The 22,987-nt window shown below is 51.0% G+C and carries 17 protein-coding genes and 1 pseudogene; 15 read left to right on the top strand and 3 right to left on the bottom strand.

Features of this window, described 5'->3' with window-relative positions; genetic code table 11:
- From MUN84_RS08410 to MUN84_RS08370, 10 genes and pseudogenes are all read left to right on the top strand, one after another.
- Positions 1 to 354 carry a hypothetical protein gene (locus MUN84_RS08410; protein ID WP_244697467.1) on the top strand — a complete coding sequence of 118 codons (354 nt, stop codon included), beginning with the start codon at positions 1 to 3 and terminating at the stop codon, positions 352 to 354.
- Between the two features lie 134 nt (positions 355 to 488).
- On the top strand, positions 489 to 569 hold the full coding sequence (gene kdpF / locus MUN84_RS24490; RefSeq protein WP_375374049.1) for a K(+)-transporting ATPase subunit F: 81 nt from the start codon (positions 489 to 491) through the stop codon (positions 567 to 569).
- Positions 570 to 578: 9 nt separating this feature from the next.
- Positions 579 to 2,279: a potassium-transporting ATPase subunit KdpA gene (gene kdpA / locus MUN84_RS08405; protein ID WP_244697465.1), complete on the top strand. Its 1,701-nt coding sequence runs from the start codon at positions 579 to 581 to the stop codon at positions 2,277 to 2,279.
- Between the two features lie 183 nt (positions 2,280 to 2,462).
- A pseudogene (gene kdpB, locus MUN84_RS08400) lies at positions 2,463 to 4,505 on the top strand (potassium-transporting ATPase subunit KdpB).
- 281 nt (positions 4,506 to 4,786) lie between these two features.
- Complete coding sequence (locus MUN84_RS08395; RefSeq protein ID WP_317239148.1) at positions 4,787 to 5,257, top strand: potassium-transporting ATPase subunit C; 471 nt, start codon at positions 4,787 to 4,789, stop codon at positions 5,255 to 5,257.
- A 182-nt stretch (positions 5,258 to 5,439) separates the two neighbouring features.
- On the top strand, positions 5,440 to 6,570 hold the full coding sequence (locus MUN84_RS08390; RefSeq protein ID WP_244697463.1) for a porin: 1,131 nt from the start codon (positions 5,440 to 5,442) through the stop codon (positions 6,568 to 6,570).
- Between the two features lie 202 nt (positions 6,571 to 6,772).
- Positions 6,773 to 7,942 carry a sensor protein KdpD gene (locus tag MUN84_RS08385; RefSeq protein ID WP_244697455.1) on the top strand — a complete coding sequence of 390 codons (1,170 nt, stop codon included), beginning with the start codon at positions 6,773 to 6,775 and terminating at the stop codon, positions 7,940 to 7,942.
- A gap of 41 nt (positions 7,943 to 7,983) precedes the next feature.
- Positions 7,984 to 8,832 carry a HAMP domain-containing protein gene (locus tag MUN84_RS08380; protein ID WP_244697454.1) on the top strand — a complete coding sequence of 283 codons (849 nt, stop codon included), beginning with the start codon at positions 7,984 to 7,986 and terminating at the stop codon, positions 8,830 to 8,832.
- Positions 8,833 to 8,879: 47 nt separating this feature from the next.
- Positions 8,880 to 9,779: a sensor histidine kinase gene (locus tag MUN84_RS08375; protein WP_244697452.1), complete on the top strand. Its 900-nt coding sequence runs from the start codon at positions 8,880 to 8,882 to the stop codon at positions 9,777 to 9,779.
- A 248-nt stretch (positions 9,780 to 10,027) separates the two neighbouring features.
- Positions 10,028 to 11,389, top strand: coding sequence for a site-specific integrase (locus MUN84_RS08370; protein WP_244697450.1), 1,362 nt, complete (start codon positions 10,028 to 10,030; stop codon positions 11,387 to 11,389).
- A gap of 294 nt (positions 11,390 to 11,683) precedes the next feature.
- On the opposite strand, the gene MUN84_RS08365 is transcribed toward MUN84_RS08370, so the two are convergent.
- Complete coding sequence (locus MUN84_RS08365; protein ID WP_244697448.1) at positions 11,684 to 12,160, bottom strand: hypothetical protein; 477 nt, start codon at positions 12,158 to 12,160, stop codon at positions 11,684 to 11,686.
- A gap of 1,829 nt (positions 12,161 to 13,989) precedes the next feature.
- On the opposite strand from MUN84_RS08365, the gene MUN84_RS08360 reads away from it, so the two are divergent.
- Entirely contained in the window at positions 13,990 to 14,514 is a 525-nt protein-coding gene (locus tag MUN84_RS08360; RefSeq protein WP_244697446.1) for a hypothetical protein, read from the top strand.
- Between the two features lie 77 nt (positions 14,515 to 14,591).
- On the opposite strand, the gene MUN84_RS24485 is transcribed toward MUN84_RS08360, so the two are convergent.
- Positions 14,592 to 14,834: a helix-turn-helix domain-containing protein gene (locus MUN84_RS24485; protein WP_410780078.1), complete on the bottom strand. Its 243-nt coding sequence runs from the start codon at positions 14,832 to 14,834 to the stop codon at positions 14,592 to 14,594.
- Positions 14,835 to 14,961: 127 nt separating this feature from the next.
- On the opposite strand from MUN84_RS24485, the gene MUN84_RS08355 reads away from it, so the two are divergent.
- The gene (locus MUN84_RS08355; protein WP_244697444.1) at positions 14,962 to 15,315 is read left to right on the top strand and encodes a hypothetical protein; all 354 of its coding nucleotides are present in this window, start codon (positions 14,962 to 14,964) and stop codon (positions 15,313 to 15,315) included.
- A 244-nt stretch (positions 15,316 to 15,559) separates the two neighbouring features.
- The gene (locus tag MUN84_RS08350; protein WP_244697442.1) at positions 15,560 to 15,784 is read left to right on the top strand and encodes a hypothetical protein; all 225 of its coding nucleotides are present in this window, start codon (positions 15,560 to 15,562) and stop codon (positions 15,782 to 15,784) included.
- 1,023 nt (positions 15,785 to 16,807) lie between these two features.
- Here the strand turns inward: MUN84_RS08350 and MUN84_RS08345 are convergent.
- A complete protein-coding gene (locus MUN84_RS08345; protein WP_244697440.1) occupies positions 16,808 to 17,557 on the bottom strand; it encodes a hypothetical protein in 750 nt (249 codons plus the stop codon).
- Positions 17,558 to 21,009: 3,452 nt separating this feature from the next.
- Here MUN84_RS08345 and tcmP point away from each other — a divergent pair.
- The gene (gene tcmP, locus MUN84_RS08340) at positions 21,010 to 22,170 is read left to right on the top strand and encodes a three-Cys-motif partner protein TcmP (protein ID WP_262920676.1); all 1,161 of its coding nucleotides are present in this window, start codon (positions 21,010 to 21,012) and stop codon (positions 22,168 to 22,170) included.
- Complete coding sequence (locus MUN84_RS08335; protein WP_244697438.1) at positions 22,170 to 22,910, top strand: DUF5131 family protein; 741 nt, start codon at positions 22,170 to 22,172, stop codon at positions 22,908 to 22,910. Before tcmP ends, MUN84_RS08335 begins: the two co-directional genes overlap by 1 nt.
- Positions 22,911 to 22,987 lie beyond the last annotated feature (77 nt).

Below are 22,987 nucleotides of genomic sequence, written 5' to 3'. Positions count from 1 at the left end.
ATGATTTCCTCTGCCGAAACGGCCATCGTGCTACTCGAAAATTTTCCGGAGCTAAGCCCAGCGTTACAAGTGCCCGCGGTGCGCCAGAGCATGTACCGGCAACTCGACTGCTTCGCTCTGTTCACCCGCTCTGCTGCCGAGAAAGGCCGTTTGGCCCTGCTCAAGCACTGCTTTGAGGTAGCCGACCGCCTCGTGCGCCAGGGCGACGCCTACCTGACTCGCGCCATGGAGAACGTGTACCTGCATTGCCTGCACCTCGATGGCAGCACCTACGGCAACCAGCTTGCCCGCCAGCTGATGCCCACCCGCCTGTACCAGCTATACCAGTATCCGCACACCAACATGCTGCCCTAGCGCAGCTAGCTCATTCACACTTGCATGGCACCCTTACTTATGATTCTGCTGCTCGCTGCTGCCGGCCTTGCCGGGTTCGGGCTCTTCTATAAATCCGTCGATTTTTTCGACCACATCTAACGCCACCTCGTGCCATGATGGTCACCCTGTTTGTCCTCTCCCTCGCCACGTTCGGCTACCTCTGCTACGTGCTGCTGCGCCCGGAGAAATTCTAACCTACTTCCATGAACAACGAACTACTCGGCATCGGCGCCATTTACTTCCTGACGCTGCTGCTGGCCCTGCCGCTGGGCCACTACCTGGCCCGGGTGTTTAAAGGCGAAAAGAACCTGTTTGATTTTATGCGGCCCGTGGAGGCCGGCATTTTCCGCCTTTCTGGCCTGGATGCCCGCCGCGAAATGAGCTGGCAACAGCACTTGGTGGCCTTGCTTACCATTAACCTTGTGTGGTTCCTGCTGGCTATGCTGGTCCTTTCTACTCAAGGCAGCCTACCCCTCAACCCTGACCAGAACCCCAGCATGTCGCCCGACTTGGCCTTTAACACGGCCATTTCCTTTCTGGTGAACTGCAACCTGCAGCAGTACTCTGGCGAGTCGGGCCTGAGCTACCTCTCGCAGATTGTGGTCATTACCTTCCTGCAGTTTGTGAGTGCCGCTACCGGCATTGCGGCGGCCGTGGTGGTGTTCAACGCCCTGCAAACCCGCGCTACCGATAAGCTGGGCAACTTTTACAACTACTTCGTCAAGAGCCTCACGCGCCTGCTGCTGCCGGGCTCTTTGCTGATAGCCTTGCTGCTGGCCTTCAACGGCACCCCCATGACCTTGCAAGGCAAGCAGGAGCTAGTAACCCTGCAGGGCGACTCCGTGGCCGTGTCGCGCGGGCCGGTGGCGGCTATGGTGGCTATTAAAGAGCTGGGCACCAACGGAGGCGGTTTCTACGGGGCCAACTCGGCTCACCCCCTCGAAAACCCCAACTACCTCACCAACGCCATTGAGAACATCGCCCTGGTTATCATCCCCGTGGCCATGGTATTTGCCCTGGGCTTCTACCTGAACCGCCGCAAGCTGGCCCTGATGATTTTTGGGGTCATGACGGTGGGCTTCGTGGTGCTGCTGGCCCCTACGGTGTACTATGAGCTGCAGGGCAATCCGGCCATCAGCCACCTGGGCGTAAACCAGGAGCTGGGCGCGCTGGAAGGCAAGGAAATGCGGTTTGGCGCGGCAGCTTCGGCCTACTGGAGCATCACGAATACCATCATCAGCTGCGGCTCGGTGAACTCCATGCACGACTCGTTCATGCCGCTTTCCGGGCTGACGCAGATGCTGGGCATGATGACCAATGCCTTTTACGGGGGCTGCGGGGTAGGGCTACTCAACTTCTTCGCCTACCTCATCATTGCCGTGTTTATTGCCGGCCTGATGGTAGGCCGCACACCCGAGCTGCTGGGCAAGAAGATTGAGGCCCGCGAGATGAAAATCGCCATCCTCGTGACGCTGCTGCACCCGCTGCTGATTCTGGCGGGCACGGCCCTCACCGCCCACCTCTACGCCGGCAACCCCACCGAGTACGCCGGCTGGCTGGCCAACCCCGGCTACCATGGCTTCTCCGAGATGCTGTATGAGTTTACCTCCGCCTCGGCCAACAACGGCTCCGGCTTCGAGGGCCTCGGCGACAATACGCCCTGGTGGAACATCAGCACGGGGGTAGTACTGCTGCTATCCCGCTTCCTGCCCATCATCGGCCCGGTGGCTATTGCCGGCTTGCTGGCCCGCAAGAAGTACGTGCCCGAAAGCGCCGGCACCCTGCCCGCCGACACGGCCACCTTCGGCGTGATGGTCATGGCCGTCATCGTCATCATTGCCGCGCTGGCCTTCTTCCCCGCCCTGGCCCTGGGTCCCATTGCCGAGCATTTCTCCCTGTATTAAGCTCCTCACGGGCGCCTCACCCCTAGCCCCTCTCCGGGGAGAGGAGGGACTAGCTCTAGCTTTTAGCTCTAACTTTTTCACTGCCGCACCCTCCACAACTAGCCCACTAGAAAACTGGAAGCTAGTTCCCCTCTCTTCCGGAGAGGGGGCTAGGGGGGGAGGCGCCCGACAGCACGACTTTTCATGTCTAAAGAATCTCAATCCTTGTTTCAACCCGCGCTGGTGCAGGAGGCTATCAAGCAGGCCTTCGTCAAGCTCGACCCGCGCGTGATGTTCCGCAACCCGGTGATGTTCACCGTGGAAATCGGGACGGTGGTGATGCTGCTCGTGACGCTGGGGCTGCTCGTGAAGCCCGATGCGGCCCAGGGCTCCTTTGCCTACAACTTCACCGTGTTTGTAGTCCTGTTTCTGACCTTGCTGTTCGCCAACTTTGCCGAGGCCATTGCCGAAGCCCGCGGTAAGGCCCAGGCCGAAAGTCTGCGCAAAACCCGCGAGGAAACGCCCGCCCGCGTTATCGACGAAAAAGGCAACCTCTCCTCGGTATCTTCTTCTCAGCTTCAAAAAGGCCAGGTATTTCTGGTGGAGGCCGGCGAAATCATTCCTACCGACGGGGAGATTATCGAGGGCCTGGCTACCATCGACGAATCGGCCATTACGGGCGAATCGGCCCCGGTAATTCGAGAGGCCGGCGGGGATAAGTCGTCGGTGACGGGCGGCACTAAGGTGCTGTCGGACCGCATCAAGGTAGTGGTGACCACGGCGCCCGGCGAGTCGTTTCTGGATAAGATGATTGCCCTGGTGGAAGGCGCGTCGCGGCAGAAAACGCCCAATGAAATTGCCCTGACTATTCTGCTGGCGGGCTTTACGCTGGTGTTCATCATTGTGTGCGTGACCTTGCAGCCCTTCGCCGCCTACGCCAACACGCCCATTGCCATTGCCTCCTTTATTGCTCTGTTCGTGTGCCTGATTCCGACCACCATTGGCGGGCTGCTCTCGGCCATTGGCATTGCGGGCATGGACCGGGCCCTGCGCGCCAACGTCATCACCAAAAGCGGTAAGGCCGTAGAAACCGCCGGCGACATTGACGTGCTGCTGCTGGATAAAACGGGCACCATCACCATTGGCAACCGCAAAGCCACGCACTTCTGGCCCGCGCCGGGGGTAGGGGAGCAGCAGTTCGTGGAGCTGGCTACCCTAGCCTCCCTCACCGACGAAACCCCGAGGGTAAGAGCATTGTGGAGCTGGCCCGCGAACAGCAAGTGAATCCCGAGCAGCTGCAAACCCGCCTGCAGGGTGCCGAGCTAATCAAGTTCACGGCCGAAACCCGCAGCTCCGGCGTGACGCTGGCCGATGGCCAACGCATCCGCAAGGGCGCTTCCGATGCCATTCGTCAACTGGCCAACAAAGCCAATCAGCCCTTCCCCCAGGAAACTGCCCAGCGAGTAGAAACCATTGCCAGCAACGGCGGTACTCCCTTGGTAGTCAGTGAAAACGACCGGGTGCTGGGGTAGTAGAGCTGCAGGACATCATTAAGCCCGGCATTCAGGAGCGGTTTGAGCGCCTGCGCAAAATGGGCATCAAAACGGTGATGGTAACCGGCGACAACCCGCTCACCGCCCGCTTCATTGCCGAAAAAGCCGGCGTCGACGACTTTATTGCCGAAGCCAAGCCCGAGGACAAGATGACTTACATCCGCCGCGAGCAGCAGGAAGGCAAGCTGGTGGCCATGATGGGCGACGGCACCAACGACGCGCCCGCCCTGGCCCAGGCCGACGTGGGAGTGGCCATGAACTCGGGCACCCAGGCCGCCAAGGAAGCCGGCAACATGGTGGACCTCGACAACGACCCTACCAAGCTCATTGAGGTAGTGGAAATCGGGAAGCAGCTGCTCATGACCCGCGGCACGCTCACCACCTTCAGCATTGCCAACGACGTAGCCAAGTACTTCGCCATTGTGCCGGCCCTGTTCATGGTCGCCATTCCGAGCCTGGGCGCGCTCAACATCATGGGCCTGAAGTCGCCGCAGTCGGCCATCCTGTCGGCGGTCATTTTCAATGCCATTATCATTCCGCTGCTGGTGCCGCTGGCATTGCGGGGGTAGCCTACAAGCCCATTGGTGCTTCGGCGTTGCTGCGCCGCAACCTGCTGGTGTATGGCCTGGGCGGCGTCATCGTGCCCTTCATTGGCATCAAAGCCATTGACCTGCTGGTGGGGCTGTTCTTGTAAGAACGAAACTCCCCTCCTCAGCTGAGGAGGGGACGCCGTGCCGAAGGCGCGGCTGGGGTGGTTGACCGACGTTGCTGATGTTGTTTACCTGAACGACCTAATCCCATATCGTTCAATGAGTATCAACCACCCCTGGCCCCTCCTCATCTGAGGAGGGGAACTAGCACTAACTCTAGCCTTAGCTTTCTAGCTTCTACTTCCATGAAACAACACCTGCTTCCCGCTTTCCGCCTGACCCTTGTGCTCCTGGTTGTCTGCTGCCTGATTTACCCGGCGCTGGTATGGGCCGGCGCGCAACTGGCCCGAATGGCGGCCAGGGCGAAACCATCAGCCACCGGGGCCGCGTGATGGGCTACGACAATGTGGGCCAGAAATTCACCCGGCCGGAGTATTTCTGGTCGCGCCCCTCAGCCGTGGACTATAACGCAGCCGGCTCGGCGGGCTCCAACAAAGGCCCCAGTAACCCCGAGTACCTAGCCACGGTGCAGGCCCGCCTCGATACGTTCCTGCTTCAAAACCCCGGCGTAACCAAAGCCCAGGTGCCCGCCGAGCTAATTACCGCCTCCGGCTCCGGCCTCGATCCGCACCTCTCGCCCGCCGGGGCTGCCGTGCAGGTAGCCCGCGTGGCCCGCGCCCGCCAGCTCGATGCCGCCAAAGTGCAGGCCCTGGTGGTTCAGCATACCCAGCACAGCCTGCTGGGCCCCGACCGGGTAAACGTGCTGCGCCTAAATGTAGCGCTGGATGAGCTGTAGAGACGCGACACTTCGCGTCTTGTCGTTGAACAGCCCAGCAGAACGCGGGTACACACAACATCAGCTAACAACGAGGCGCGAAGTATCGCGTCTCTACAGCTCAGCTCGCCTACCTTCGTTTGATCGTATTCTTTCGTCCTTATTCCCTCTACCCGCCGCACGCTACGGGTACTTCTCTCCCCATGAAATCCATTTCCCTACTTGCCCTCGGCCTGCTGTGCAGCGCAGCTGCTACCGCTCAAACCACCCCCGTTGCTGCCGATTCAGTAGTGACGCCGGCCGAGGCGCCAGCTACTCCGCCTGCCAACCCCCTCACTACCTACGGCTTCGTGGATGGCTACTATGGCTATGACATCAAGCACGCGGCCACTAACGACCGGCCCGGCTTCCTGTATTCCCACGACCGCCAGAACGAGTTTACCGTGAACAACGCCATCCTGGGGCTGCGTTACGATAACGGGCAAGTGCGCGGGGCCCTGGGCCTGCACGCCGGCACCTACGTTTCAGCCAACTACGCCGCCGAGGACCCGGTGCTGCGCCATATCTACGAAGCCTACGCGGGCTTCCGGCCGTTCCAAAAGGCGTGGCTCGACGTGGGCATTTTCGGCTCTCACATTGGCTTTGAGTCGGCCATCAGCAAAGACAACTGGACGCTTACCAGGTCTATGATGGCCGAAAACTCGCCGTACTACGAGGCCGGCGCCCGCTTCACCTACGAAGTGGACCCCAAGCTGACCCTAACGGCGCTGGTGCTCAACGGCTGGCAGAACATCCGGGAAAACAACCAGAAAAAGGCCGTGGGCACCCAAATTCAGTGGAAGCCAACCGACAAGCTGCTCATCAACAGCAGCACGTTCTACGGCAACGAGCAGCCCCAGGCCCTACAGAAGCGCCGCCGCTACTTCCACGATTTTTACGTGAGCTACGCCGCCACCGAGCGCCTGAGCGTGGCCGGCGTATTCGACGTGGGCAAGCAGGAGCAGGCCGCCCGCGGCAGCAAAGCCGATACCTGGCACACCGGTGCCGCTTTCCTCCGCTATAAGCTGGCCGATAAGTGGTCGGCCACGGCCCGCGCCGAGTACTACAACGCCGACCACGGCGTCATCATTTCCTCGATTTCGCCGGCCACCACGGATGCCGACTTCAAGGTAAAAGCCGCCTCCCTCAACCTAGACTACCTGCCCACCAGCAACGTGACTTTCCGAGTAGAAGGCCGCGTATTCCACTCCGGCCAGGATTTCCTTACTGACCGCAACGGCCAGCCATCCAACTCCTACGGCAACCTGACCAGCAGCATTGCTATTTCTTTCTAGGAAGAAAGTAGGCAGGTTGGGCTACACGTCTAAATAAAATCGTCTGTCATGCTGAGCGCAGCCGAAGCATCTCTCCTGCTGGCTAACCAATAGTCGTTAGGCTCCCCCTCTCCCCGAAGAGGGGGCTGGGGGTAAGGCGCCCACGCTAGAACGACCCCGGGGGCTGTACCCAACAGCACAGTAATTTCCACAAGCCTGTCCCATGACTCCTTCCAACGATGACGACCAGCAGCGCGACCTATCGGCGGAGCGGTTCCTGCGGCTGGTGCAGGAGCCGCGGCGCGGGCGGCTGAAGGTGTACATTGGGCTGGCCGCGGGGGTAGGCAAAACCTACCGCATGCTGCAGGAGGCCCAGGAGCTGCGCCAGCACGGGGTGGATGTGGTATTGGGCTACGTGGAAACCCACGGGCGAGCCGGCACCGTGGCCCAGCTGCAGGATTTGCCCCTGGTGAAGCGCAAAAACATCTTCTACAAAGGCCGCATGCTGGAGGAAATGGACGTGGCGGCTATTCTGCAGCGACGGCCGGCGGTGGTCGTCGTTGACGAACTGGCCCACACCAACGTGCCCGGCTCGGAAAACGAGAAACGCTGGCAGGACGTGGAGCAGCTGGTGCGGGCGGGCATTTCCGTGATTACGGCCGTGAACGTCCAGCACCTGGAAAGCCTCCACGACCAGGTGCTGCGCATTACGGGCCAGGACGTGGCCGAGCGGGTACCCGACCAACTCCTCAAGCTGGCCGATGAGGTAGTAAACGTGGACCTGACCGTACCCGAGCTGCGGGCCCGGCTGGAAGAAGGCAAAATCTACGACCCGCAGAAGGTACCCACGGCCTTGCGCAATTTCTTTCAGCCCGAAAACTTGCTGCAACTCCGCGAGCTGGCGTTGCGGGAAGTGGCCGGGCAGCTCAGCCGCCAGATTGATACGGGCGCGGCTGCCGTGCCCGCCCCGCGCCGCAACCACGACCGGCTGCTGGCCTGCATCAACTCCAATGCCCCGGCCGCCCGCGAAATCATCCGCAAAACCTCCCGCCTCGCCGACCGCCTGGGCACGGCCACCTGGTACGTGCTCTACGTGCAAACCGCCCGCGAATCGGCCGACCGGGTGGGGCTAGCTACCCAGCGCCACCTGCTGCGCAATCTGCAATTAGCCACCGAGCTGGGCGGACAGATTCTGCGGGTGAAGTCGGATGCGGTGGTAGCGGAGATACTGCGCGTGGCCCAGGAAAAACGCGCTACCCTACTTATTTGCGGCGTCACGCGGGAAAAAGGTTGGTGGCAGCGGCTAATCCGCCGTCCGGGTACAACGTCGGCCCTGATCCGGGCCGTGGCCCACACGGATACCGACCTGGATCTATTTCTGGTGACCTACTGATCGGCCTCACGTTGCCGCCAGCTTACTACCCTCTCTCATTCATGAATCTCAAAACCAAAATCACGCTGGCGTTTCTGACCATGTTGCTCCTGCTGCTGGGCGTCAGCGCGTTTACCCTGTACTCGCTTAACCGCCTGGACCGCAGCGCCCGCAACGTGTTGCGGGACAACCTGTACTCCGTGGAGCTAGGCCAGCACATGTTGCGGGCCCTTGACCGTTTGCAGGCTCAGGAGACCCCGCTAGATACGCAAGCCAAGCAACGGTTTGAGCAACTACTGGCCCGCGAGGCTGGCAACGTGACCGAACCCGGTGAGCAGCAAGTGGTTGATTCCTTGTTCAGTGAATTGGCCGATACGGAACGGTATCTGGCTTCCGATACAGCCTCGCCGCCGCTATGGGCCGAGCATATAGGCCAATTGCGGCAACTGACGTACCACATGGTAGGCCTGAACACCCAGGCTCTGACGCGTAAAAACGAAGCCGCCAACCGCCTAGCGACGGAGCAAACTGGCTACGTGCTGGCCCTACTCACATTTGCGGTCCTGACCTGCCTGTTGTTTGTGCTGAGCGTGCCCGAAGCCGCCGTGAGTGGATTGCGCAAGCTCTCGGCCAGCATCGAAAACGCTACTCACCAGGATTACTCCAACTCCATTCCGGTGGAAAGCCACGACGAATTTGGCGCCGTGGCGCGGGCCTTCAACCGCCTGCTGGTGCAGCTGCAAGACTACCGCACCTCCACGCTGGCCCAGCTGCTGGCCGAGCGCAACCGCATGGTTAGCCTCGTGAACAACCTCGACGAAGGCCTGCTGCTAGTGGATGAAAACCGCCGCCTGATTCTGGCCAATCCCGTGGCCCAGCAACTCCTAGCCCTACCCCCGAGCAACTCCTGAACCGCCCCGCCGAGGAAATAGCCCAGCAAAACGACCTGTTCCGGGAGTTGCTGCGCCACCTCGATACGCCCGCCGCCCAGCGCCCCACCGAAGCCGCTCCCGTGCTCACCCTGGCCCAGCACGACGAGGAAGCCTACTACCGCGTCAGCGTGAACGATGTGGTGAGTTTCAACGAAGCCCTGGATAAGATGGAGTTCGTGGGCTCCATTCTGACGCTGCGCAATGTGTCGGAGTACAAGAAGCTGGACCAAGCCAAGTCGAACTTCCTGGCTACGGTATCGCACGAGCTGAAAACGCCCTTGTCGAGCATCAATTTCAGCTTGAAGCTGCTGCAAAACGGCAAGGTCGGCCCCGTGAATGAGGAGCAGCAGAACATTCTGGCCACTATTAAGCAGGAAAACCAGCGCCTACTGCGGCTGGTAGGGGAGTTGATTGATGTGTCAAGGCTGGAGTCGGGCAATATCCAGCTCAACTTTCAGGCGGCCCGCGTGACTGAGGTAGTGCAGTTTGCCGCCGCTACCATTCAGCTGCAGCTCCAACCCAAGCAGCTCACCCTCGACATCCAGATTGCCGACACGCTACCTGCCGTGCGCGCCGACATCGAGAAAACGACTTGGGTGCTACTCAACCTGCTGGCCAACGCCATCCGCTACTCCCCGGAGCAGGCGCAAATTCATATTCGGGCGGCTCTTACCACCGAGGCCCAGCCCCAGGTCCGCATCAGCGTGCAGGACCACGGCCCCGGCATTGCCCCGCAGTATCAGGAGAAGATATTCCAGCGCTTCGTCCAGATTCCCGACAAAAACGGCTACAAAGGTGGTTCGGGCCTGGGTCTGAGCATCGCCCGCGAGTTTATCGGGAGCCAGGGCGGGCAGCTGTGGGTAGAAAGTGAGCTGGGCAGCGGCAGCACCTTCAGCTTCACACTACCGCTAGCACGGCCAGAGTAATCCAGGCTTCTTAAATAGCCATTCATTTACAAGTCAAGTCATAAAAAAAGCCCCATGCTAGTAGAAGCAAGGGGCTTTTTTATGAGCGGGAAACGAGGCTCGAACTCGCGACCCTCAGCTTGGGAAGCTTTGGGTTGTCTTATAAAAATGGCTTTAAATAGCGTTTTAGGCTGTTTTATGTTGCTAAAATGGCCTGTTTAACTACTTTTGTTTAAACCAACGTTTAAACCGGCGCTGGTTTAAACTGTATGGCAAGAACAACTGATTTCAAAGAAGGAAAAGCAACGGTTAAAGCCGTCTACTACACTAGCAAGACCTTAGCTGATGGTTCACACCCTTTTATGGTTCGGATTACCAAGGACCGTAAACTGAAATACATTGCCACTGGCCTTTCACTTCACCCTAAGTACTGGAATGAAAAGAAAGGAGAAATTCGGAAGAGCTACCCTGGCGACAGCAAAGCGTTGTGGAAAAAGCTGAAAGCCCAGGAAGCCAAATTTGAAGCAGCAGCGGAGGCGTTAGCCGAGGACGATAGAGTTCATGACCCTGAAATAGTAGCTGTAAAAGCAAACGAGTTACGAAAGAAGCTACGCCGAGTCGGAATACTAGCCTACACAGAAGAGTTAGCGCAAAGTATGTCAGCAGCCGGTCAAATTGGTAACGCTGGCGTATATCGTGACCTTGCGAACCAGTTAGCGAAATTTATTGCGTCTGAATGTGGCGCTTCGGAACCGCCAACTGGAAAGGGTAAAGAAAAAGACTGGCTCGAATGGGTGAAGCTCTACGACATTCCTTTCGATAGGGCAGACGTCGCCTTTTGTAACGAGTGGGAAATGGCACTTCGGGCTACTGGTGCAGCTGAAATTACCCTCTCACTTCGCTTTCGTACACTTCGGGCAGTTTTAAATAAAGCTATTGCTAATGGAGTAGCTAAAGCTAGTACTTATCCTTTCGCTCGTAATGTGGCAGAAAGACATAAGTTTAGCGTAGGCAAATTTGACGTTACCACTAGCAAAAGGGCCATTACCAGAGAAGATATTAGGCTCTTAGAGGATTCGCTACCCGATACGGATAGAATGCGTCTCGCCAAAAATGTGTTCTTATTCTCCTTTTACTGTGGCGGAATCAACTTTGTGGACTTAGCTCAACTTCGCTGGCGTGACTTACATGGTAGTGAAAATGGTTTACCACAGCGTTTACAGTACACTCGCCAGAAGACCAGGGGTAAGTTTTCCCTTCGGCTGTTGGCTCCTGCCCTCAACATAGTTGCAGCATACGAAGGGTTGACCCGCACTACTCAGGATAGCTACATATTCCCTGTTCTTAACTCTAATCTGCACCAAACGCCAACGCAGATAAAGAATAGACTGCACAAAGTGTTGGGGCAAGTGAACAAGGACCTAAAGGTGTTGGGGGAATCGGTAGGAATAACTACTCCTATTACTACTTATGTAGCCCGTCATTCATTTGCGACCAATTTGAAGCAATTTGGGGTAGCTACTGCTGTAATCAGTGAGGCAATGGGCCATAAGTCCGAGGCAGTTACCGCCGTGTACTTGGATTCTTTTGCCTCAAATACAGTTGACTCGGCTTTTGAACACTTGCTGTAAGATACCAGGTGGTAAACTCTACTTCTTTACATACGGCTACTGACTCCTAAGTTTGATTCGGCCTTAGATATGTCGGACACGAACCCCGACAACTAGCCTTCAAAAGTGTTAGAAGGACTAGTTATAGAAACTACTCTCTCAACTACTGGCCTTTTCTTTGCGCATATATAGAGCAGAACAATAGAAAAGTGCCTCTCTCCTTAAATATGTGTCATTTGTGCAGATTACTTTGTCTTAGAACAGCAATTATGCAAAGACCCTTATACGTGAGGCACATATCTAAGGAACGCCATACTATGCTGCTTGCTGGGTAGAACCTAAAGCATCGACTTTGTAGCGAACATTCATAACTACTCCCTTATTCCGAAGCACCTCAATCATCAACTTTTGGATGGCTTGCGCGTCGGAGGCTGGCACGAGGAACGAGTCATGCTTACTGAATAATACGTACCCCTTTTCCTTTGCTATCGGGTAAATGTGGTTAATCATCAAGTCGGCTTCAAACCGTTGCAGGTACACAGCTAAATTGAGCTTTTGGTCTTCTCCTTTCTTCATTTTGAGAATCTTTTTGACCTGCTTCACCCACTTGACTACGTCCTCGTACCGTTTGTACAGAGCAGAGTCTCGCTTAGGGTTGTATCCAGCACCACTAAAAAGCCAAAGAATGATTTCAGCTTTGGCAGCGTCACGGTCATTGCCAAAAATGAGGCTAGCTAGTTTATCGTAAATGACCCCTCTTCTAGCTTCACTTTGAAACCGGGCAGTGGACATTGTCTCCGGTACGGACGGGAGTTCAAACCCAAGACCAAGTACGTCTCCATGTTGCATGACGTGGGCTAACAAAGCTACCTGACTGTTGGAAATGTCTACCTCTACCAGTGGTTCACCATTCAATGTGACGAATGGTAAGAGCTTTTTTGGCAGTTCGGTCAGATTATGGTGTAGGCGGTTGTTCGTGGTTGATTGCCTAGTCCAGTACTCTTTGTTTTCCAGCTTCCGAATGACATGGTTGTAATGGAAGAGGATAGTCTTCCTCTTTCGCATTAGAAATTCTTTGGGGTAGCCACTACGTACCCTTTGCTTAATTTAAATAATTCCTTGCCGGGGTGGAGGCGTCGCAGTTCGTCAACGAGGTATTTCGCTCGGTTAATTTCTCTTTCATTAAATGATTTAACGCTGTCGAGATTTTGACGTACATTTTTTAAGCGAATATTATTCCGGTATTCGGGGAAGTTTTATTGATTATCCACTCCGAAATATCAAGGTTTTCAACGTGCCATTCTAACCATTGCTGCGCACCAATACTATCAACTTCAATATAGCGAAGGTCTGTTATAGTATGATTGTTGTGGAATTCGGAAGTTGTGACCTTGTTGAGTACACTTTTCATTACGTTAACTTCAACATGGCTGTATCCACCTTCCAATAAAATAGGATTGAAGCAGTACGCTTTACATTCTCTTCGTTTGATACTGAATGCCGGTTTTCCGTCGCCGTTGAGAACCGGATAAAGGACCTCAGCAGCAATTAACTTATTTAATGACTTGCTATAATTTTTATCTAGTTTCCGGAAGTAGTTGCTCGGTATCTGAACAGGGCATGAAGTAGCCCCACCTTACGCACCAAAGAAGTTAGGATGCGTTCACAGATGAGGACGGCAACAGCGTATTGCTTGTCGGAGAGTCTTAGGTGCGGTGCCAGAGACTGTTTTAGGGCCAGAAGCCGGGTAAGTAATGGAGTAGGTAGTTCGGTGGTGTAGAGTATGCGAGGGGAGGGTGTCATGGTGTGCTGAAAGAAGCAGTGGAAGTATCTTTTGTTCTGCAAATTTCAGTTCAAACCCTGCAAATGAAAGAAGGATTTTGAATGTTTTTTTAAATATTTTGGCGCGAATAATGATTAAATTATTTAATGTATAAAAAGACATATGTGGTTGATTAAATAATTTAATGGCAAGACTTGTTTTCGGTTCTTATGAGGGCCAATATCAGGTAATTTGGGATGCCAAGAATGATTAAATGATTTTTTTATGGATAGGTTGAGCTTGATGGGCCTTTTTTAGAAATATTGATGGTTCAAAGCTTTTTTTTAGACTAGCCGTTAAAAGTTGACTCCGTCAACTACTGCTTCGCAGATTATTTTTTTTATCTGAATTGAATGTTTAACCAGTCTTATCAAAAAGTCATGTTGAAAAGACTTATTGAAAAGGATATGTTGTCCTATGATATCCGTAAGGAATAGTGCAAGAGTGTATTGGATATATTAAAATAATAGGGTCTTTCAAAACCTTACAGGTAGGAGTAATGCCTACTTAGGCAGAGGCCATATACTTTCAGAGCAAGCCTGTGGTATTACTATCTCAGGTAAGCTCCTAAATATGCCAATTTAGGGAGCTTTGAGGTAGCTAAATTCTCTGAAACAGCCCTTTGAAGCTAAGCAAAGGGGTAAAGTGGTGTTCAGCTATTCTGAAAGATAGAAGTGCGTGTAGCAGGGCTAAAATCGTGGATATTTGAAAGCTGGTTAGCCGCATACTGTCGCCATTGTGGTGGACAGAGTAGCCCCTATCCAAAATTGCCCTCAACTAGTCTGTATTGTCCTTAACTATGCCCGAAGCCTTAACATTATTTAGCGCCGTCAAAGGTCTGGTAGGTCCCTTCGGCTCTATCGGAAAGGAAATCATAAAACGATTTAATCAGCCAAAGCTTGCCTGTTGGATGCCCCTCACAACTGGCCGTCATATGCCAGCGGGAGACATTCCACCGGACCAAGGCTTTAGTCGTGCTTATCGGGTAGAAGATGAAATCCTCTGGCAATACAAGCTAACTATTACCAACAACTCGCTTCATACGGCTTACAAGCTCCGGTTAGTTGAACCTGAGTCTACCCACTTGGAGCAGATAATGGATTATACAGTCCCGTTAGAGGGTCATAAGAGCGTGACGTATGCCTTTACTGTTATAGGGGCCTTTGACAGCTCCGAAGAAGCAGGAATAGCACAGTTCGATTACTGCCCTTATGAAGAATTTAGAATTGAATACGAAAATGCAAGCGGGCGACGCTTTTACACATTGTTTAAGCCAAATGAATTTAAGATAGAGCTGCGTAATGAATATGGAAGCGTAAAATAGACTTTGATTAAATAATTTAATTAAAAATAAGAAAGCCAATCTCATGTGAGGCTGGCTTTCTTCATTATACAAGATTGTTATACTTCGTCTAGTTTTTCGAGGTCTGGAATATCTACCAAGTCTCGCACAGTGACATTTAGCCCCCTTGCTAATGAAACGAGTAAGTCTAAAGTAGGGGTGGCTTTTGCTGTCTCTACTCGAAAGAGAGTCGGTTTAGCCACATTTGATTCATCTGCAAGCATTTGAAGGCTTAGGCCACGGTCTTCACGCAGCTTCCGTAGATGCTGCCCAAACGCGCTAATGCTTGCCGGGTTCTTCACAGCGGCAAGCTCAGACAGCTTAAAAAAAATATTGTTATCGTATACGATTACAATGGCGTTTATTTTCTATAATTGTACGGAATAAATTGTTGTGCCCATGAAAATAAAATTGTCTCTACTCCTTCTTGTGTCATTAACCTTAGTAAGCTGCGAAGAATTTAAGCGCAAGATATTCGGAGACACTATTGAAGGTATATATCGTAGTAAGGATAATCAGCAGGTAGAAATTACCGCTAGTAAGGTAATTATGACTGATGTTAGTGAAGATAAAGTTAAAACTCCGCCTTTGATATTTGATTATAAGCACGAGGGAAGCCACGTTTTTCTTGAAAATCGCTCAAATGTAGGTGGCTTACAGTCCATGATTATGTCCGTTACCAGTATAGAGTTTCAAGTAATAGACGATAACACTGTAAAAATGGTATCAACCGGTCTTCTCGGTGGAAAGACAAACACCTTCAGGCGAGTTGCTCAACAGTAGCTCTGCATATACCCACTCAGTCCATTCACTCCTTTCAAGCTTCGTCGTATGATACGCGTTGACCCGTTAAGAATCAGGTTTTAGTGTCAGTCAGTCAACAAGAGCCAGCTTACACAATTGATTTGGCCTCTTTAGGAGACGTTATTGATTGGCCAGTATTTGGGCCGTGGTTTGACATTGTCTTCCCCGAGTTTCACGTTGGGTACAGCATTTAGAATCAACTAGACCCGTAACACCAGCATTGATGAAAGAGCTAGTCACTGTCATTCAAAAACACGCACCACAAAGCGCTATTGATTGGGACGCAACAAACAAAGCCGTCGAACTCTACCGTGAATACATGAACTTAACACATCCAGCTGAAGAGCAGGAACCATACACCGCAATATCAAAAGGTATGGATGCTAGAATGAAAAGGAGGGAAGCGGCTGTGCAGGTTTTGATTGAGAAATACAGTTTAGATGCTTAGTAAAAAGACGCCTCACAGGGCGTCTTTTTGTTTATGCCTATGGTTCTCCTTGCCTAGTTGCAGAAGTGAGCGTGACGGGGCTAAAATCGTAATAAAAGGAGTTGTAAGCTGTTACTACGAAGTCGTAGTAGAAGCTACCCACCAGGTAAAAAATAAGCTGCCTAGAAAAGCGCAGGCTAAGTGTACAGCGAGGGAGAGCTTCAACACGTTTAACGGCTCTGCCCATGTTGCTGCTCTGTTCCACAATTTGATTCCTAGACTTAGCAGCACAATGCCTAGGGTTAGCACACTACCGAATAGGGCAAAGCCAACAAAACGTCGTAGGCAAATACCAATTAGCCCTTCTTCCCGAATCATGTTCTGTGCTGATTCTTCGGAGCCAATGTAGAAAACGCTTGCACAGAGTAGCGTGAATACACCACTTACCCCAATAAGCAGCCAGTAGCCGGAATGCAGCTGATACTTACTGTTTGCAGTAGACATAGACAAACGGATTTTTTGCGCTCACTATTAAGAGTTTATGCGCCGCTACTTGGTAGTTATGAATTTTATGTATTCCCTCATTGTCTCTCCGATAGTACCTGCCCTTGCCTTGAACACTTCCTGTCGATTAGCTAACCAAGCTAACAGAAGTTCCTTATCCTGAAGGCTGACAGTTGACTGCTGATAAGAGAGTGAGTACACGAAAAACTCTGCAGGCTCTTCCAGAATACGTCCAGTGAAATATAGGTGTCGCTTGTATATCTGGTCCATAAAGTCTCGCAACACCTTACTTAATTGTGTTGAGTCGAGTTCTTTGTCAAATACAACTTCAAATAGCACGCCCTTTGAGAGTTGTAACGGGTTTTATGGCTCTGTTTTATAAACCGTAACAGCTTTGGCATAATGAGGAATTCATAACGACGCAGAGGTACAGAGAGGTAGATTCCTTGCCTACTTGCCGAAGTGCCTGTGACGGGCTTAAAATTAAAGCGTAATGAACTTCTGTTATCCTGTTTGGCAACTGTGTACACACTCCAGTATTCAGAATACTGGACCGTAATAATTAATGGTATGCGACACTGGTTCCCCTTTAATGGCATCAATTATGACTACGTCTACTTCTCCTTGGGGCAACTTCCCATAGTATGAGGTGACGGTCAGGTAGCTGTGAACGGTCCAGAGAAAAGTCTTCGATTCTGGATTGTACTCCAAGTAAGCCGTGACTGGCTTGTACCCCGGTTTGATACCTGCTGCTTTGGCAATGGCAATAGCCTGTGCCTGTGACATGATACCACAAGTCTGTTTTTGCCAGTAGAAATCAGGTACAAAATCCAAATACGGGGGTTCTACTAGTCGCAGATACTGGTTGAATTTAAAAGAACTCTGGCCACTTATTGTATCGTACGCTGGACAGGCAGCGTATGGAATAGCTACGACATAACGCATATCAATTTTTACAAATCGACCCTTCGTCCGCTTGCCTTTGTTCAAACGCTGCCACCGTGTGCGTCCGAATAGATTGACGTACTCGTAGTAGGTATGCGGTTCGTAGGAACAATATTTGAAAGCGTCGGCTCCGATATGACTTTTCAGGACACTATCTGCTTTTGACCTGATACTGGCCGTGGTATAACGCTGGCCCACACAAATATTCGGAGCAATCAAAAGGGCAAAGGCTGTAAGTGCTATACCTACCCCAATGAGTTGTTGCTTCCGAGGAATCTTGGTGGGTAGTACAAATAATAGGTAGTAGTAAGTGAAAGCAAAAAGGCAGAAAAACAACAGGTTCATACAAGGATAAGGCCAATAGAGTAAGGATAGTAAGGTATGTCTTTCCGCGCCGCTACTTGGCTGTTATGAGCGAAGGGCAAGAGCTAATTGGTTACTGGACTTTGCGGGTGGACCTTTTCAGATTATGCAGCAGCTCAAGGGAAAGTCATAACAACGTCCTATGTTGTTCAGCCGCATACCCGCTCCCCGCTAATCAGGTGCTTGGCCCACCCATTCCCAACCAAAATGCACGAGAATGCAGGGCTCGCCTTCTTCCGTCATTCCACGCGTATAGGGTCTGTTTGCCACCCATGTAGCAGCCTGCTCAAACTCTTCGGGCGTGTAAGAACCTAACCGGGGGTACGCTCGCCAGGTGAGAGTTTCAATTCCAGGCACTGTCATGTATTCCAGGGGCAACGGAATATCGTGGGCCACCCCGAACCTGTTCTCGTAAAGCTGCCGCCGCTCATTTACAGCAACCATTAGTCGGGAGTGACAAAAATCATCGGCTGTAGGCTCATACAGCCAAACAGCTAGGTAAAAGGTCGGATACCGACTCTTCAACTGCGCGTACCAATGCGGAAAGGTGCGTACAAAACGCTCCACCCAGAGGGTTCGAAACTCCTGCTTGTGAGGCACGTCTTTACAGCAGGCCCAGGGTCGGCAATTACCTTGTGGTAGGTCTGTTGATAGCGGGCGAGCCAAGTTAAATCTACCAGCCGCATCAGGCTTGGCCTCTTCGCCTGTTGCCGCAAACTGCGGTAATGTCGCCGTAGGCCCCGAATTCGTTTACGTCCCCACTTCATGTATGACTTAATAATAGACCTTGCACTACGTGGTGAGGCATTCTACAAACTAGCAGGTGGATAATGTCTCACCTCCTGAATTCGGATAGAGGTCAGTCAGGCACCGTAGCGCACTATAAGCTTATTTCCACTGAGCGCTGCAAGATAAAGTAGTAGACAGTTAGTAGTCTGAAAAGCATCTTTTATATCAAATAGGGGCTTGCAGCAGTGACTTGACTTTGCATATCAGGTAGTAGCAAGTATAAGTCCCCTTTAAGCTGGCACCTTGCTCACTTACTGCTATCCGTGAAGCTTGAATAGTGGTCCCCCAATTTCAGCCAATAGGCCCCGGTGAACTTCACCACGCCCGCTAGGAAAGCGTTTTGAATTCTTAATAGGGCATGGTGGCTCATATAATAGCTCACGCTGGAAGAAGGACCATTTGTTACTTCCTCCAAGGACATGTTCAAGTAGCAGAAGCAGGGTAGGTCCTCCTTGTCAATGTACTGCGTCAACTCATTCAGATTCAGGCAGGAAATGGTAATGCGTTCCTCTTAGGTTGTCGCCGAAGGCCGGTACTTGTCGAAGTGCCCTTTTTAAATTTAAAGTTTGGCTTGACGGAGGCTGGTGTAGTTAGTCACTTTGCAAATGGTCGTTTTTAAAACGACTAACTAAGTCAATAAGCCGGACCAATAATGACGAAGCCACCTGAGCCGCAAAAAGGGTCGTAGAAGCTACTAGCAAGGTTTGGTGCATATTTGCAACAAATTCTTGTAGCGGTTAACCAAATTTTACGTAGAATTGGTTAACCATAAAAACAAAGAACCCCGCCTTCCGAGGGCGAGGTCCTTTGCTTTCGAGACTAGTTTAGTCGTTCCAGTCGTGAAAGATACGGACGACGTTAACTAGGAAATTAAGGGCGGAGAAGACTTTTGACCAGTTGTCTCCGGAAGGTTTTTGTTTCATACAATCTGCGCTGTACGCCGCGCCTGCGTTGGAGAAATGATGGCCGTAGAATGAGGGGAGGCTGTTTCCGAGGCAGCGTCCCTTTTTCTTTGGCCTTAATTTGAGGTTAGAAGTAAGGCACTGTTTTACATTGGAGTCGGACGGTTTAGAAGTAAGATATTGGTTGGTGGAGACAAAGCTCCGAAGTGGTGTTAGTTTATTTCTTTGATAGCGACATGCCAGTACGTAGTGCTGGCTTTTCTACTCCTATCACGGGCGTACCCCCGTTTCGTCCCACTGCGCAAGCAAGGCCCTCTCTATAAAATACAACAAGTTCGGTAGAAGTCCTAGTCCTTATAGGAGTAAATACGCGCTCAGGTAGTGGGCTTGAAGTCATTGGGGCTAGTTAAGAGAAGTTTCTCATGGGTTTGTCTGAACTATGAGGAAGTTGTGTCTATGTGTATAAATACGCTGCCCAACGTCGAGCTGGAAAAGCAAAGAGCAGGTTGGAGAGGTGGTAAAGCATATCCTTTACCCATAATCGGTAGAACCCCGATTTTGTCCCAAACTATTTCGAGCACATACCCAAAGTATCCTCTACCTAACCTAGTGTTGCAGTTAGGGGAAGACGAATTCCCCTGAGGCTAAGGGGCAAGATTAGAGTGTCCAAAAAGGTGGTGTGAAGTGTACATACTCTTAAAAGGTAAAAGGTCGGTTTTGTGACACGCTACGAAGTTCATAGCCTATAGATATTTCGTAAAGAACAGAAAGAAGCCCTCGTTCAGACCCCAGTAAGTAGTGCAGCTAATGCAGTCCAACACGAATTGTCAGCGACCAAGCAGAATATTTTTCAAGGCTGCTTGAGCAGGGCGGAAGGCGAGACGATAAACTTCATGTTGGAAGGCCGTTTGAGGAAGTGTAGGTGGTACCCACAAGTTACGGCGACCTAGTGAGGCCATTATTCATTTCAAAGAGCTTTCGGGTATGTAGACAGGGAATTTGAATAAGGTAAGCCTCGGACCCCGGATTTGTTACTATGGGGTAAAGCAGGTAAAGGCATTCTGCCTATTGTATTACTATTAAGAGGAATTGCTACCTATCTGGACAAAAAAGCCCACCTATACAAGTGAGCTTTCCTTACATATTTTAATAATTTGAAGTTATAGTGGGTAAAAGTGCATACTACTTCGGTTATAGTAACCCTTGCTGTTAATTGTCTATAAATCATGGCATTATATAATATGAGTTGTCACTTCTAGTACTATTGCCAGTCAGCTTAGGAATAAAGTCATAAAGTGTTGTTTATCTACACTTTGTATTTTGTTTGGTTAAATTTTTTAGTAATTATACGCTCAATGCACGAGGTTGTGCAGTAATCCTAACGCTCTTAGCCTCATGGCAAAGAACCTAACCCCCGGTATCCCGGCTCCAAAGAGCGGGCAATACCAAATTGTAGGCCCTCGGGGAGGCCAAGGCCCTGAAAGGACTTCTACAAAGGGCAATCCTTTACCACCAACCCCTAAACCAGGCTCAACTTATAAATTGGTTGATGCTACAAAGACTAAATAAGCCTATGTGAAGAAGAGAATTGCATTGCAATTCTCTTCTTTTTTTATGCTTGTACATTGATTGCGAAGGTTATGTAACTTGGTCCTTGCTGCAATAGAGGTGACTAGAATATATTATCTGTCAACTCATTGAACAATTGCTAAAAAATTGAGTATATTTAAAATAGCTTCCAAAATGAGTAGTAAAGGTGTATCCACCAAGGACGTGTTACAGGACCACTCACAAGCGAAAGTCAAGCTATACACTGACTACCTGTCATTGTATTTGAGCATTCTTGGCAATACACCTCACTTAGAGAGAATATGGTTGTTTGACGTGCTTTGTGGAGAAGGTAAATATAAAGATGGTGCAGAGGGAAGCGCACTAAGAGGGTTACGAACGGTTCTAGCTTATTTCACCTCGACACCGAGAACTAAGGTAAAGCTGAATGTTCGCCTCAATGATTGGGGCCAGTCGGACGTAGACCCGAAGCAGAAAAAAATCCAAAGAGTAGAAGAATATGCTTCTACTATTCCTCTACCACAGGACAAAGTGACTGTGCGGTATTCATGCTCCGAGTATGACACAATGCTTGAAGAGGTATGTACCACATTAAAATCTATAAAGTCCACCGAAAAATCGTTAGTTTTTATAGACCCTTGGGGTTATAAATCCATTAAGCCACAAAAGCTTATGGATTTGTTTTCTTGCAATCGTTGCGAAATCCTTTTGTTCTTACCGACTACGCATATGTATCGGTTCGCTAATGCCGCTACTATAGATATTGCAGAGGAAAAGGTGCCAGCCTGTTTCCTTCCCTTAAAGTCTCTTCTGCAAGAATTATTCGACAATGCGGTGCCTCGTTTCCAACGGTTCGAAGAATTTGAATCAGAACTTTTACAGCGACTACAAGAAAAGATTGGAGCAGGGTATAAATCTTCCTTTATGCTGGAGACAGCAAGTCGAAATAAGTATTCACTATTCTTTTTTACTCCACATGTGAAAGGCTTAGATGCTTTCAATCAAGCTTGCTGGAACTTGGATAAGGAGGCAGGCAAAGGTCATATACACCGCAAGAACCCAGGGCAGCTAACTTTGTCGTTCAATGGCTCAGAGGTTGAGCATATCAATCAACTTAGGTCATTCATCAAGTTAGGTCAAGCAACGAACCGGCAGATATACGAGTTCGGTGTGGTGAATAGACGTTTGACAAAATCAACGCACGCTGCCTTAAATCATTTAAGAGAAAGGGGAGAGGTTACTGTCGAAGCCCAAGATGGAAAACCTGTCCCGAAAAACGCGAACTACTTGGACTACAAGCCCAAGAGAGAAGTGTTATTTAAGTACACTGGATAATGGCACAGTCAAGTATTGAATGGACAGAAATGACTTGGAACCCTACTACAGGGTGCGACAAGCTTTCTGCGGGCTGTAAGTTCTGCTATGCTGAAGTAATGTCTAAACGACTTAAAGCTATGGGTATTGAGAAATACGCTGACGGCTTCAAAGTCATTAGAACACATGAATCAGAGCTCTCTCGCCCTTTTACGTGGAAAAAGCCAACTACTGTATTCGTCAATTCAATGAGTGACTTGTTCCATGTAAACGTGCCTTTAGTCTTTATTAAGAAGGTATTTGCTACTATGAATCAGTGCCCTCAACACAAGTTCCAAGTACTTACTAAACGTGCGGAACTGTTGGAGAACTTCTCTACAGAACTCACTTGGACTGACAATATTTGGATGGGAGTGTCAGTTGAAGACAGTCGGGTGCGTCATAGAATAGAGGGACTACGTAATAGTGGGGCAAAAACTAAGTTTCTTTCTTTAGAACCATTACTAGGACCTCTACCAGATTTAGACCTGACTGGTATTCACTGGGTAATAGTAGGGGGAGAATCAGGGCAAAATCCTCGTCCAATGAAAGAAGAATGGGTACAAGATATCCTACGGCAATGTGAAGCCGCTGGTGTAGCCTTCTTCTTTAAACAATGGGGTGGGAAGAATAAAAAGGCCGCTGGACGTCAACTTAATGGACGCACTTACGACGAAATGCCTGCTGAGCCAAGCATGAGGCAAGAACAGGTATTGGTATAAGTAGTCTCCTTTTGGAGTTTCTGATTCTTTATTTAAGCGCTGCTAGAATTGTTGTAACAGCCTTACACACAGCTTTT

Origin of the sequence: Hymenobacter sp. 5516J-16, assembly GCF_022919335.1 — a bacterium.
Taxonomy (GTDB): domain Bacteria; phylum Bacteroidota; class Bacteroidia; order Cytophagales; family Hymenobacteraceae; genus Hymenobacter; species Hymenobacter sublimis.
The sequence above is the reverse complement of the archived record's forward strand: the minus strand, read 5'-3'. Positions and strand labels throughout refer to the sequence as shown.